The sequence below is a fragment of the Streptodolium elevatio genome, assembly GCF_053592165.1.
Genome location: NZ_JBSFVE010000002.1, coordinates 439963 through 452647, shown reverse-complemented (window position 1 = coordinate 452647; position 12685 = coordinate 439963). Strand labels below are relative to the sequence as shown.

The window sequence follows — 12685 nt, the reverse complement described above, 5'->3', positions numbered from 1 at the left end:
GGCGCTGCGAGGGCGGGGGGCGGTCGACAGGCCTGGGCGGTGATCACGATTCCGGGTGACGGATGCGGTGGCGAACAAGCCACGAGTATCCGGAAATGTGTGCGATGTCGACGGGAATTTGCGGCTAATGTCGGTTCCTCACGGGACCTCCACGAAGTCTCCTTCACCCTTTTGCGTCATTCACGCTCTGTCGTCCCCCGCACGCCGGACCGGCGACGGACACTGGGAAGCGGGGCAACCATCGTGTCGGCCACGGCGGTTGGGGTGGAGTACCGAGATGGGGAGGGCACGCCATGCGGAGGATCTGGGGCGGCGCAGGGGCCGGGGGACTGGGCGTCAACGACGTTCTGATGAAGGACGCCCGGTTGAGCGTGCCCGCACGGGGCCTTGCCGTGCACCTGCTGTTACTACCCGAACGGGCCCGGCCCGACCGGGCGCGACTCGCGTCCCGCCCGGGGGAGTCGGCGAAGTCGATCGAGGGGTACCTGGCGGAGTTGGAAGAGGCCGGCTACCTGCGGCGCCGCACCGTGTGGGACCGCCGCGGCCGGGCGTTCGAGGAGGTCACGGTGTACCCGCAGGCCGTCGCGGACGACGCGGCGGCGGAGGTTCGGGGCCGGGTGTTCCACTGGCTCGCCTCGCCGGAGCGGCAGCCGGAGCGGGCGTTGTCGGCGCTCGCCGGAACTGCGGCGACCCGGAAGGCGGAGCCCGCCGGCATGCCCGAGGCCGGGGCCGCCACCGCGGTTGACGCCGAGCCGGCGACCGAGGACGCGGGTGAGGATGAGAGCCCGGCCGAGGAGCGAGGCGACGGCCTGACCGAGGTCGTTGCCGGCGACCGGGCCGGCGACCTGACCGACGGCCAGGCCACGGATGCAGTGGGAGGCGGGACCGGAAGCGCCGCCGAAGCGGGCGCCGAATGCGACATGGACGAGCCCGAGCCCGCCGCGGCTGACGGCGACGAAGGTGAGGGTGCGGTCGGCGACCTCGGCGACCTGGCGGACCTCGGCGACCGACCCGAGCCGGTTCCCGCGGGCGCGTGTTCGGGTGCCGGGGCGGGATCCGGCGCGGTCAGGCCGTGACCGTGCGGCGCCCCGGGCTGTTGTACCTGCGGGCCCGGGGCAGGCCTCCCGCGGAGGAGGGGGTCGGCCTCGGCAGCCCCTTCCCCCGTGAAGTTACTTGCGGGTAGCATCCGGGGGTGAGCACTCAATTCGACTTCATCGCCGACGGGCTGAAGCAGTCCGTGCCCCTGGTCCGGACCCTCGGTCTGGAGTTCGTCGAGATCGACCGCGAGCACGCGGTCCTGCGGCTGCCGGACAACGCGGACCTGCACAACCACGTCGGCGGCCCGCACGCGGGCGCGATGTTCTCGCTCGGCGAGTCCGCGTCCGGCGCGATCGTCCTGGCGGCGTTCGGCGACCAGTTGGGCCGCGCGGTGCCGCTCGCGGTCACCGCGGACATCGCGTACAAGAAGCTGGCCATGGGGCCGGTGCTCGCCGAGGCGCGTCTCGGCCGCCCGGCGGAGGACGTGGTGGCGCAGTTGGACGAGGGCGAGCGGCCCGAATTCCCGGTGGCGGTCGAGATCCGCACCGAGGACGGCACGACGACCGCCGAGATGAACATCGTGTGGACGCTGCGCCCGAACCGCACCTGACCGCGCCCGGTCGCAACCGTTCGCACCCCAGGCGACGGACCGCCCCTCCGCCGCGACGGATGTGGTCGCGGCGGAGGCACGCGGCGGCGGGTCGCGTCAGTAGCGCCAGCGGGTGGCGGCGACGATCTCCTCCGGGGTCGACGTCGCGAACAGCGCCGCCTCGGCGCGTCGGACGCCCGCGAATGCGGCGTGCAGTTCGGGGCCGAACGCGGCCGACAGCACTGCCGAGCGGTCGAACTCGGCCACCGCTTCCGGCAGTGACGCCGGCAGCCGCTCCGCGCCCGTCTCCGCGGGATTGGCGGTCGTCTCGGGCGGCAGCACCGAGCCGCGCTCGACGCCGTCCAGTCCCGCGGCGATCACCGCGCCCATCGCCAGGTACGGATTGGCGGCCGCGTCGAAGCACTTCACCTCGGCGTTGGCCCCGGACTCCCGCTCACCCGTGCTCCCGGTGATCAGCCGCACGGCCGCCTCGCGGTTCTCCAGGCCCCAGCACCGGTACGCCCCCGCCCAGTGCGACGGGACGAGCCGCAGGTAGCTGGCCGCCGACGGCGCCCCGACCGCGGTCAGCGCGGGGAGTGCGGCCACGATGCCCGCGAGGAACGCCTCGCCCACCGAGGTCAGGCCGTACCGACCGTCGCCGCCGTGCATCAGGTTGACCCCGTCCCGCCACAAACTCAGGTGCAGGTGGCCGCCGTTGCCCACCGTCCCCGGCGTGGCCACGGGCGCGAACGACACGCGCAGGCCGTGCCGCGCCGACACCCCGCGCACGGTCTGGCGTACCAGGACCGCGCTGTCCGCCGCGCCGACCGGGTCCTCGGCGGCGACCGACACCTCGAACTGCCCTGGTGTGTACTCGGGATGCAGCTGGAGCACCGTCAACCCCTGGGCGTCCAGCGCCTGGAGGATGTCGCGCAGGTAGTCGGAGCACTCGACGACGCGGGTCATGCCGTACGCCGGGCCGTCGGTCGGCACCTCGGGCGCCCCGTCGGCCGATCCGGCCCGCGCCGCGATCCACTCGACCTCGAAGCCGGCGCGCAGCGCGAACCCGCGGTCCGCCGCGGCCTCGCACATCCGCCGGGCGAACTGCCGCGAGCAGCCCGGGTGCACGTGGCCGTCCTGGGTGATGCGGTCGCCCGGCGCCCACGCCCAGCCGGGCTGCGCGGCCAGCGGGACGAGCCGGTCCAGGTCCGGTACCAGGCGCAGGTCGCCGACCGGACCGCCGATCCAGGTGCTGTCCGTGATCGAGTCGTCGACGAGGAACACGTCGAAGCAGGGCGCCGCACCGACGCCCCATGCGGCCGCGTGCTCCAACTGCCGGACGGGGACGGTCTTGACGCGACAGATGCCCGCGTTGTCGACCCACCCGACGACCACGCCGGCGACGTCGCGTGCGGTCAGCTCGGCGGCTGCGATGCGGGCGCGCGCCGCGCGTTCGGCGCGCACGTCGGCGCCGACCGCCACGGTCGCCACGGCGGCGCCGGGAGTGCCGGGGAGGGCAGGGGAGGGGGGAGGTGGTGTCTCAGTTGCCGCCATGCGGGTAATCCTGCCGTTGCGGACGGACCGGTCGAAACTCCCCGTTCGGGTGAAGAAGCCCAGGTGAACCGGGGTACGCGCGAGCCGTCGCCGGTCCGGGCGGGAAAACTCGGAGGCCCGGCAGAGGGGTCGTCCCCTAGGGTCCCGATCATGGAACCTCCCCACCCGCAGGGCCCCGACCTGCGCATCTGCTGTGTCGGCGACTCCTACACGCAAGGCGTCGGCGATCGTGAGGGCGGATGGGTCGGCCGCCTGTCGGCACGTGCGCATGCCCGCGGCGACCGCCTGACCGCCTACAACCTCGGGGTGCGCCGTGAGACGTCCGCCGACATCGCCGGCCGCTGGTACGACGAGGCCGCGCGCCGGTTGACCGGCGGGGACGCGCATGGTGTGGTGTTCGCCTTCGGCCTCAACGACAGCACGTACGAGGACGGTGTACCTCGGGTCGCACCCGACGACAGCGTGCGCAACCTGCGCGCCGTCCTGGGGACCGCCCGCGCCGCGGGCTGGCCCGCGCTCGTCGTCGGCGTGCCGCCGATCCCGGACGGCGACACCGGGCGCGGCGATCTCCCCGCGCTGGAGGCCGCGTTCGGGCGCACCTGCGCCGAACTCGGCGTTCCCTTCGTTCCGGTGCACGACGCGCTGCGCGGGCGGCCCGAGTGGTGGCAGAGCATCGACGCGTACGGAGACACCGCGCACTGCGGCCCGGTCGGCCACGCGATGCTGGCGGACCTCGTCGGCGACGGCGGGTGGTGGCCCTGGCTCGACGGCCTGGCGGGGCCGGACCCCGCCCGACCGGACCCGGCCTGACCGGCGCGTGGTGCGGGCGGCCGCTGACCGGCCGGCCACCCGCACCCGCGCCGGACCGGAGTCGGCGGCGTGACCGCGGGTACGTCAGTGCTTGAGCGCGAGACCGCCCGCCATCAGCCGTTGTCCGACCGTCAGTTCCGCGGCGACCGGCTCCTCGGGGCGCCACTGCGGCAGGTAGACGACCCCCGGGTCGAGGAGTTCGAGCCCGTCGAAGTACGCGGTGATCTCCTCCAGGGTGCGGAAGCGGCCGGTGCCCAGGCTGGTCAGCAGCGCGCCTTCGAGGGCGAGGGCGTCCGGGCTCGACGCGCAGAAGTGCGTGAGCAGGAAGTAGCTTCCGGCGGGCAGGGCTTCGAGGTACGCCCGCACGATGCCGTCCGGGTCCTCGTCGTCGCCGAGGTGGTGGATGACGCCGACCAGCATGAGGCCGACGGGCTGGTCGAAGTCGATGAACTCCCGGACCTGCGGCAGGTCCAGCACCGCCTTGGGGTCGCGCAGGTCGGCGGTGACGACGGTGGTGTTGTGGTTCTCCGCCAGCAGGGCGCGGCCGTGGGCGAGCACGATGGGGTCGATGTCGACGTACACGACGCGTGCGTCGGGTGCGACCGACTGCGCGACCTGGTGCGTGTTCTGCACGGTCGGCAGGCCGGACCCCAGGTCCAGGAACTGGCGTATGCCCTTTTGGGCCATGAAGCGGACCGCGCGGCCCAGCAGGTCGCGGTTGAAGCGGGCGACGTCGCCGATCTCCGGGACGATGTCCTGGGACTGCTGGGCGATCACCCGGTCGACCGCGAAGTTGTCCTTTCCGCCCAGGACCGCGTCGTACACACGCGCGATACTGGGCTTGCTCACGTCGATGCCGGTGGGTGCCCAGTCGTCGCCTTCGGTGCCGCCCAGCGGACCGCCGACGGCGTTCGCCTCCGGACCGTCCGAAATGTCCTCGATGCCGCTCACGCGTCCCCTACTCCTGTGCCGCGGTTGGGAGTTGATGTTTCGTCACGCGGATCGTAACGCGTGGTGACCAGGGATGCTCGCGCGTCTTCCGGGCAGCGCTTCGACTGAGGCGCCGGAGGACGTCCAGGGGGACCGGTCGGGGGATCGCGGCGGCGTTTGGGAGGGACCGTGTCGTGTCTTTTTCGGGGATTGGTAGGCTTTTCCTATATTGAAGGGGTGAAAGGTACGGAAGGTACGCAAGGGGCAGCGCAGGCGGCGGACCGCCGTGCGCGCCGACGCATCCGTACCGTGCGCGCGGCCGCGTACATCGTCGTCGCCGTCAGTGTCGCGATCATCACCGGACTCGGCGTCGCCCGCACCACCGTCCTCGACGAGGCCTGGTACGACTCCGTGCTCGAACGCGAGGACAGCTACAACCGCCTCTACGACCAGGTCCTCGTCGACCCCGAGATGGCCGACATAACGCGCGACCTGCTGGCCCGTCTGCCCGTCCCGCCCAACCAGGTCACCGCCAACCTGCGCCTCGTCCTGCCCCCGTCCACGCTGCGCGGCATGACCGCCGACCAGATCGGCCGGACGGTCGCCTACCTGCGCGGCGACGAGGGCGACCTGCACTTCACCGTCGACCTCAAGCCGGTCATCAACAACCTCGGCGGCGTGGCCGAGGTATTCGTCGGCGACCTCACCGGCGACGTGCCCTCGGTCACCGAGGCCAACGCGCCCGCGTTCGTCGCGTCCGTGCAGCGCGCCCTCGACGCGCTCGCGCAGGGGCAGAGTCCCGACAGCCTGCCCGCCCTCGACCTGGCCCCCGAGGCGGCCCCGCAGGTCGCGGACCTGATCCTGGAGAAACTCCCGGAGGACAGCCGGGCGCCGCTGCGTGAGCCGGTGATCGCCTCGCTGCGCGCCAACGACCTCGGCGGCGTGCTCGTCGCGGTCGTGCCGGCGCTGTTCGGTGAAAAGGTCCTGGACGCCCAGCACGGTCTGACGGAGCTGAGCAACGGCGAGCAGTGGGACCTGGTCGTCGACGTCCGGGCCGAGGACACCGACGTCAACCTCGGGCCGCTGCCGCAACTACGGGCGTTCACGGTGTTCGGCCTCGGCAAGATGCTCACACTGGCCTGCGCGTTCGCCCTCGGCGGGCTGTTCGTGCTGTGGCGCACCGCGCCCTACCGCGGGCTCGGCCGCCTGCGCGGCCCCGGCGTCGGACTCGCCGCGGGCGGCCTTCTCGCCGCCGCAGTCTGCCTCATCGCATGGGGCGCGGCACCGCACCTGATCCCGGAGGACCGCGGCAGCTGGGCGCCGTCCGTGCGCGTCCTGGTCGGCGACCTGCAGGAGGCCGCCACGCGCGACATCGTCGGCGTGTGGGTGACCGCGGCGGCGGTCCCGGTCTTCACCGGCTCGGTGCTCGCCGGCCTCGCGACCGTCGCGATCCGCCGCCAGGAGCGCGGCCGCGAACCGGTCAAGCGCTCGCGGGTGCGCACCATCACCGGGTTCGCCGCGGCCGGCGCGGCCGGTGCGCTCGCGCTCACGATCCTGGTCCCCGTCCCCACGGTCGGCGACCCCGACAAGGAGCGCCGCTGCAACGGCATGCGCCAGCTGTGCGACCGCAGCTACGACGACGTCGCGTACCTCGCCACGCACAACTCCATGTCGTCCACCGCGGACCGCTTCATCAGCCCGCTCCAGGACCCCGACCTGGTCACCCAACTCGACCTGGGCGCGCGGGCGCTGCTGATCGACTCGTACCTGTGGGAGAGCCCGGACGAGATCGCCTCCCGGCTCGCCAGCGGCGACCTGTCGCCCGAGGAGCAGCAGATCATGGCCGGCGTCGTGGACCGGTATGCCCCGGCGCGCCCCGGCGTCTGGCTCTGCCACTCACTGTGCCGCGGGGGTGCCATCCCCCTCGTCGCCACGCTGCGGCAGGTCGGCGACTGGCTCGACAACAACCCCAACGAGGTGGTCACGCTCGTCGTGCAGGACGCCGTCGACGGCACGCAGATGATGGAGGCCGTGCAGCAGTCCGGCATCGACCGCTTCCTCGCGACCCCGCCCGCGGACCCCGCCGCGCCGTGGCCGACGCTGCGCGACATGATCAACCGCAATGAGCGCCTCGTCGTCTTCGCGGAACGCGCCGACGGCCCGGATCCCAGGTACCGCAACTTCTACCGGTACGGGATGGAGACGCCGTACACGTTCCCCGACCCGGAGTCCATGAGCTGCGTGCCGAACCGCGGCGGTACCGGCAAGGGCCTGTTCCTGATGAACCACTTCATCACCGCGCAGGGCGGCAGCCGGATCGACGCGGGACGCGTCAACAGCCGCCAGTTCGTGCTGGACCGCGCCCGGCGGTGCGAAGCCGAGCGCGGCAGTCAGGTGAACTTCGTCGCCGTCGACTTCGCGACCATCGGGGACGCCCGCGGCGCGGTGGACGTCCTCAACGCCGACCGGGCGCGAAGGGACGCCGTCCAGCAGCCCGGGCGGCCCGAACCGCCGCGGACCCCGCCCCCGGGTCCGGCGCTGCTGGCACCGGTCCCGGCCGGGACGCCCAAGGACTGACAGGTGCGGTGCCGGGCGTGTTCCCGGCGCGGTCTCGGCCTCAGTAGCCGAGGCCGAAGTCCTGCGGGAACTCGGGGTCTTCGGCGGGGCCGAGGGGAAAGGGCAGGCGGCCGAGGGGAGCGTGGCGGCCGAAGACCACGTCGAGCACCGTCCGGTCCGGGGCGCCGAGGTCGATCAGGAGTGCCGCACAGTTGTCGGCGAACTCCGGCGCAGGGCAAGGACCTTCGACGCGCAGCACGACGATCGTGGGGACCGCGGCGGCTATGTCGAGGACGCGGTCGGTGTCTTCCTCGGTGGTCCCGGTGCCCGCCGCTGCCGCGACCCGCAGCACGGCCACCTCGGCCTCGGCGAGGTCGTCGACCGGCGTGGCGTATGCGGACGCCGCCGACGCGGCCAGCCCTTCGAGGTAAACGCGCACGCCGTCGCGCAGCGGCAGCGCGGGGCCGCCGGTCGCGCTGGTACGGGTGCTGGTGCGGTTGGTGGCCAGGGTGAGCGAGCGGAGCTCGGTGTCGGTGCCCGCGGAGTCGGGGTGCGGCGGATCGGCTTGCGGCGGCGATGCGTCGCGGGGCTCCGTACGGCGTTCCATGCGCGGCCGGGACGGCGCGGGCACCCTTCCCGTACGTGCGTCGTCGGGGATCCGCGCGCGGACTTCGGCCGTACGCGACACGACTCGGGTCTTTGGGGACGGCATCTTGCGGCGGCTCCCTTCGGGTGGGCCCCCGGCGGGGCCCCTCCTGCGCCGCCCCATCGTGGCAGATCGGACCGACCGGTGTGGACGCGGAGTGCACGGGAGAGTGGCACTGACCGGTTGGTCGCTGAATGTCCGGTGATCATCCGGTTCGCGAACCGGCCCGCGCGGCCCGGCTCGTCGCGGCGCGGTCCGGCGGACCGGGGCTCAGCGAAGCGCGTTGTTCGCGTGCCGGGCGAGGGCGACAAGGGTGTCGAGCCCGGACTGCGCGTTGGGGCCGGCGGCTGTGAGGTTCACGCTGGTGACGCGTTCGCCGCGCCCGCGTGCGAAGGCGATGCCGTTGGCCTTGCCCGGGTCGCTGTAGAAGACCGCGGCGTCGGCGAGTTCGGGGACCTGCTCGGTCCGCGCGGTCGGCGAGGCGGTCAGGCGGGCGACCTGCTCCGGGCCGCCGAGCAGCGCGCGGGGGACGTCGCCGATACGTACCGAGAGCACCGTTTCGCCGGTGGGACCGATGAACAGGCAGGTACGGCCGCCGTCTTCCGGCCGGCGGCTGATCTGCGTGGCGCCGAGCTCGGTCCGCACCTGGTCCTCGGTCAGGAGATCGCACCCGGTCACGCGCAGTCGTTCCGCGAGCGTCGCCGGCGCAGAAGAGCCGGGGGCGGACGGGGCCGTGCCCGGAGTCGAGGGCACGCCGTGCGCACGGCCGTTCTCGTCCGCCCCGAAGCAGCCCGTCAGCAGCCACATGCCGACCGCGGCCCATACGCAGCCGAACGTACGACGGTTCATCCCGAGCCCCCCACTCATCGCCCCCACGGACTCCGCGACCGCATCCGGTCCCCACCGGTCAACCAGGTCACGCGGACGTCCCTCGACGGATGCTAGTGACCCGGACAACCCCGCCGAAAGAGGCGGGACCCCTTGGGTCGTGTCCGCGAAGCCGCGCCGGGCCCGCGAACCGTGGCACACGTACTCCCTACGCCGTCAAGCTCCGAGGCCCCGACAGGTGCTCCGATGCGCGGACGGGGCACAGCCGTACGGCAGAAATAACCGGCCCTTGCTGGCGCCTTTCGCCAACAGTCCACAACACCGCACCGACAACGGAGAACCCCCGGCGCCGGTCGGACGGGTCGTCGGGGCGAACGGCTCCCCGCCTGCCGCGGCCGCTCGCCGCCGGGGCGCCCTCGCCAGGGCGTCGGTGCCGGGCGGCGGCGTTCGGCGCGGGTTCGGCACGGAGTTCCGCGCGGGGCTCGGTACCGGGTTCGGCGTGGGTTCGGCCCGGGCCGTGCGACTCGCTAAGGTCTGGGCATGACTTCCGCACCACACAGCGCGTCGCACGCTGCCCGTGATGTCACGCAGGCCGTCATCCTGGCCGGGGGACAGGGCTCGCGGCTGCGGCCCTACACCGACGACCGGCCCAAGCCCATGGTGGAGATCCCGGGGACCGGCACGCCGATCATCGGCCATCAGCTGGCGTGGCTCGCGGCCGAGGGGGTCACCGACGTCGTGATCTCGTGCGGGCACCTCGCCGAGGTGCTGCAGGACTGGCTCAAGACGGCCGACCTGCCGCTGGCGGTGTCGACGGTGGTGGAGACCGAACCGCTCGGGCGCGGCGGCGGGTTGAAGTTCGCGGCGGCCGCCCTGCCGCGGCCCGAGGAGCCCTGGTACGCCACGAACGGCGACATCTGGACCCGCTTCTCGCTCCGCGAGATGGCCGCGTTCCACGAGGAGCGGCACGCGACCGCGACGCTCTCGCTCGCCCGCCCGCGCATCCCGTGGGGAGTCGTGGAGACCGACAAGTTCGGCCACGTCCTGGACTTCATCGAGGCGCCGCCGTCGCCGTACCTGATCAACGCCGGGGTGTACGTCTTCTCGGCGGAGTTCACCGCCCTGCTGCCCGACGTCGGCGACCACGAGCGCACGACGTTCCCCCGCTTGGCCCGCGAGCAGCGCCTCGCCGGGTTCCCGATCCCGCAGGGTGCGTACTGGCGGGCCATCGACACCGCGAAGGACCTGTCGGAGGCGGCGAAGGAGCTGCGCGCCCAGTCGGAGTGACGCGGAGCGGATCGGTCGGCCGCCGGTTCAGATCAATTGGGCGTACAGCGCCGGATCGACGTTGCCGCCGCTGACGACCGCGACGTGGTCGCGCCCGGGCGGCAGCGCGTCGCGTCGGAACAGGTAGGCCGCCGTCGCCACGGCTCCGGACGGTTCGGCGACCAGGCGCGCCGAGCGCCCCAGGAACCGGACGGCCGCGCGGATCTGGTCCTCGCTGACGGTGACGATGTCGTCGACGTACCGCAGCACGTGGGCGAACGGGAGTTCGCCCAGCGACGTGGTGCGCAGCCCGTCCGCGATCGTGCGGTACGTCGCCTCGGACGGCCACGTGGCGCGCACTCCCGTGCGCAGCGACTCGGCGGCGTCGGCGGCGAGTTCCGGCTCGACGCCGATGACCTTCGTGTCCGGGCGCAGCGACTTCACCGCCGTCGCGATGCCCGAGATGAGCCCGCCGCCGCTGACCGGCACCAGGACCGTCGAGGCGTCCGGCAGGTCCTCGGCGATCTCCAGCCCTGCGGTGCCCTGGCCCGCGATGATGCGGCGGTCGTCGTACGGCGGCACCGCGGTGTACCCGTGCTCCTCGGCCAGTTCGAAGGCCGCCGTGTCGCGCCGGTCGGGTGTGACCATGACGATCTCGGCGCCCAGCGCACGGGTCGCTTCGACCTTGACCGCGGGCGCGGTGTCCGGCATGACGATGACCGCGCGGATGCCGAAGTGGCGGGCGGTGTAGGCGACGGCCTGGGCGTGGTTGCCGCTGGAGTGTGCGACGACGCCGCGGGCGCGCTCCTCGTCGGTGAGCGACGCGATCAGGTTGTGGGCACCGCGCAGTTTGAAGGCGCCGATCGGCTGGAGGCTCTCGGGCTTGAGCCACAGGGGACGGTCGGCGTCGCCGTGCGGGCACGGGAGCAGCGGCGTGCGTACCACCGCTCCCGTGACCCGCTTGTGGGCTTCGCGCAGCTCGTCGAGGGTGACCAGGTTTTTCATACGTGTCACCGTAGACGGTCGGCGGACGGTGTCCGCCGGGGCTCAGCGGGACGCGAGGAAGGCCTCCACCTGCTCGTGGATGTACGCGGTGTCCTCGTCGTCCATGCGGTGGTTCAGCGGCACGATGAAGGCGTACTCCATGACCCGGTCGGCGTTGGGGTAGCCGTCGGGGTCGGCGCGGTGCGTGATGTCCTTGAAGCCGGGCTGCCGCAGGATGTTGCCGGACCACACGGTGCGCGTGGAGATGCCGCGCGCCTCGAGGAACTGCTGCAGGTCGCCGCGGCTGAAGCCGGCCTCGGGGTTGACGATGGCCGGGAAGTTCAGCCAGCCGGTCTCCAGCCCGTCCGTCTGGCGCGGCGCGATGAACGCGTCCGGGTGCTTGGCGAAGAAGGCGTGGTGGGCCGCGAAGTGCCGCTGGCGGGTGGCCAGGAAGCGCGGCAGCTTGGCGAGTTGGGCGAGGCCGAACGCGGCGCCGAGCTCGCTGGGTTCGAAGTTCCAGCCGATCTCGTCGAAGATGAAGAGGTTGTCGTACAGGACGCCGTCGATCTCCTCGAAGAAGTCGCGGTTGCCCTTCTTCGAGCCGAACAACTGGAGTTCGGAGCGCCGGCCCCAGCGGCGCAGCATGAGGCCGCGGTCGCGCAGGGCCTCGTCGTCGACGAGGACCATGCCGCCGTTGCCGGCGCAGGTGATGATGTGGCTCATCGCGAAGCTGGTGACGGAGATGTCGGCGCGGGTGCCGGTGGGGGTGCCGCGCAGGGTGGCGCCGAGGGCGTCGCAGGAGTCCTCGACGACGGCGAGGCCGTGCCGGTCGGCGATTTCGCGGATGCGGTCCCAGTCGGGGGCGTTGCCGGCGAGGTTGGGGGTGAGGATCGCCTTCGTACGCGGGCCGATGAGCCCTTCGATGCGGTCGACGTCGATCTGGAACGAGTCGGGGTCGACGTCGGCGAGGACGGGTACGAGGCCGGCCTTGACCATGGGGGCGATGTCGGTGGAGAAGGTGAGCGTCGAGGTGATGATCTCGTCGCCGGGTTCCAGCCGCAGCAGTTCGATGGCGAGGTAGAGCGCGGACGAGCCGGAGTTGCACATCAAGCCGTGGCTCTTGCCGAAGAGTGCGGCCACTTCGCGTTCCATGGCAGCGACGTTGCGGCCGATGGTCATGGCGCTGGGCGGGCCGTTGAGGATCGCGAGCATGGCGTCGATCTCGGCCTGGTCGTGGACGCTTCCGGCGTACGGGATCTTGCGCATGCTGCCGTCCCAGGGGTGTCGGTGGCGGGTGGTGGAAGGGGAGTGCTCGGGCGTTCGGCGGCCGGTGCCGGGTGTGTTCCCCGGGAGAACCCGGGGGAGAATCTGACAGCCCGTCAGCGGTCGCTTTTATAGCTATCATGGCTATGATGGGGCGGCAAGGTCGGGGGGGAACACCGAGCGGCGCAGAGCGAACACAGAGCAGAGAGCGGGTAACCCGG

11 protein-coding genes are annotated in these 12685 nt (G+C 72.7%); 5 read left to right on the top strand and 6 right to left on the bottom strand.

The window, feature by feature from the left end; genetic code table 11:
• Nucleotides 1-293 precede the first annotated feature (293 nt).
• Both ACWD12_RS06190 and ACWD12_RS06185 read left to right on the top strand, forming a co-directional pair.
• Complete coding sequence (locus tag ACWD12_RS06190) at nucleotides 294-1076, top strand: hypothetical protein (RefSeq protein WP_450098549.1); 783 nt, start codon at nucleotides 294-296, stop codon at nucleotides 1074-1076.
• 116 nt (nucleotides 1077-1192) lie between these two features.
• Nucleotides 1193-1648: a DUF4442 domain-containing protein gene (locus tag ACWD12_RS06185; protein ID WP_450098548.1), complete on the top strand. Its 456-nt coding sequence runs from the start codon at nucleotides 1193-1195 to the stop codon at nucleotides 1646-1648.
• A 96-nt stretch (nucleotides 1649-1744) separates the two neighbouring features.
• Here the strand turns inward: ACWD12_RS06185 and ACWD12_RS06180 are convergent, their stop codons facing one another.
• Nucleotides 1745-3181: a glutamine synthetase family protein gene (locus ACWD12_RS06180; RefSeq protein ID WP_450098547.1), complete on the bottom strand. Its 1437-nt coding sequence runs from the start codon at nucleotides 3179-3181 to the stop codon at nucleotides 1745-1747.
• A gap of 150 nt (nucleotides 3182-3331) precedes the next feature.
• Between ACWD12_RS06180 and ACWD12_RS06175 the strand changes: the two genes are divergently transcribed.
• Entirely contained in the window at nucleotides 3332-3991 is a 660-nt protein-coding gene (locus ACWD12_RS06175) for a GDSL-type esterase/lipase family protein (protein WP_450098546.1), read from the top strand.
• Nucleotides 3992-4075: 84 nt separating this feature from the next.
• Here ACWD12_RS06175 and ACWD12_RS06170 read toward each other — a convergent pair whose 3' ends face one another.
• A complete protein-coding gene (locus ACWD12_RS06170) occupies nucleotides 4076-4885 on the bottom strand; it encodes an SAM-dependent methyltransferase (protein ID WP_450098758.1) in 810 nt (269 codons plus the stop codon).
• 273 nt (nucleotides 4886-5158) lie between these two features.
• Between ACWD12_RS06170 and ACWD12_RS06165 the strand changes: the two genes are divergently transcribed.
• Nucleotides 5159-7498: a PI-PLC domain-containing protein gene (locus ACWD12_RS06165; RefSeq protein WP_358349522.1), complete on the top strand. Its 2340-nt coding sequence runs from the start codon at nucleotides 5159-5161 to the stop codon at nucleotides 7496-7498.
• Between the two features lie 40 nt (nucleotides 7499-7538).
• On the opposite strand, the gene ACWD12_RS06160 is transcribed toward ACWD12_RS06165, so the two are convergent.
• Together ACWD12_RS06160 and ACWD12_RS06155 are read right to left on the bottom strand one after the other, a co-directional pair.
• Complete coding sequence (locus tag ACWD12_RS06160) at nucleotides 7539-8189, bottom strand: hypothetical protein (RefSeq protein WP_450098545.1); 651 nt, start codon at nucleotides 8187-8189, stop codon at nucleotides 7539-7541.
• A gap of 204 nt (nucleotides 8190-8393) precedes the next feature.
• On the bottom strand, nucleotides 8394-8972 hold the full coding sequence (locus ACWD12_RS06155; protein WP_358349528.1) for a hypothetical protein: 579 nt from the start codon (nucleotides 8970-8972) through the stop codon (nucleotides 8394-8396).
• Between the two features lie 519 nt (nucleotides 8973-9491).
• Here ACWD12_RS06155 and ACWD12_RS06150 point away from each other — a divergent pair.
• A complete protein-coding gene (locus ACWD12_RS06150; protein ID WP_358349531.1) occupies nucleotides 9492-10238 on the top strand; it encodes a nucleotidyltransferase family protein in 747 nt (248 codons plus the stop codon).
• A gap of 27 nt (nucleotides 10239-10265) precedes the next feature.
• On the opposite strand, the gene ACWD12_RS06145 is transcribed toward ACWD12_RS06150, so the two are convergent.
• Nucleotides 10266-11222, bottom strand: a complete 957-nt coding sequence (locus ACWD12_RS06145; protein WP_450098544.1) for a threonine ammonia-lyase — start codon at nucleotides 11220-11222, stop codon at nucleotides 10266-10268.
• A gap of 42 nt (nucleotides 11223-11264) precedes the next feature.
• The gene (locus ACWD12_RS06140; RefSeq protein ID WP_358349536.1) at nucleotides 11265-12467 is read right to left on the bottom strand and encodes a DegT/DnrJ/EryC1/StrS family aminotransferase; all 1203 of its coding nucleotides are present in this window, start codon (nucleotides 12465-12467) and stop codon (nucleotides 11265-11267) included.
• Nucleotides 12468-12685 lie beyond the last annotated feature (218 nt).

Bases quoted from the DNA above. Each gene is read 5' to 3' on its own strand.
- ACWD12_RS06175 (WP_450098546.1), top strand. From the start codon at position 3,332: ATGGAACCTCCCCACCCGCAGGGCCCCGACCTGCGCATCTGCTGTGTC.
- ACWD12_RS06150 (WP_358349531.1), top strand. From the start codon at position 9,492: ATGACTTCCGCACCACACAGCGCGTCGCACGCTGCCCGTGATGTCACG.
- ACWD12_RS06160 (WP_450098545.1), bottom strand. From the start codon at position 8,189: ATGCCGTCCCCAAAGACCCGAGTCGTGTCGCGTACGGCCGAAGTCCGC.
- ACWD12_RS06180 (WP_450098547.1), bottom strand. From the start codon at position 3,181: ATGGCGGCAACTGAGACACCACCTCCCCCCTCCCCTGCCCTCCCCGGC.
- ACWD12_RS06190 (WP_450098549.1), top strand. From the start codon at position 294: ATGCGGAGGATCTGGGGCGGCGCAGGGGCCGGGGGACTGGGCGTCAAC.
- ACWD12_RS06145 (WP_450098544.1), bottom strand. From the start codon at position 11,222: ATGAAAAACCTGGTCACCCTCGACGAGCTGCGCGAAGCCCACAAGCGG.
- ACWD12_RS06155 (WP_358349528.1), bottom strand. From the start codon at position 8,972: ATGAACCGTCGTACGTTCGGCTGCGTATGGGCCGCGGTCGGCATGTGG.
- ACWD12_RS06140 (WP_358349536.1), bottom strand. From the start codon at position 12,467: ATGCGCAAGATCCCGTACGCCGGAAGCGTCCACGACCAGGCCGAGATC.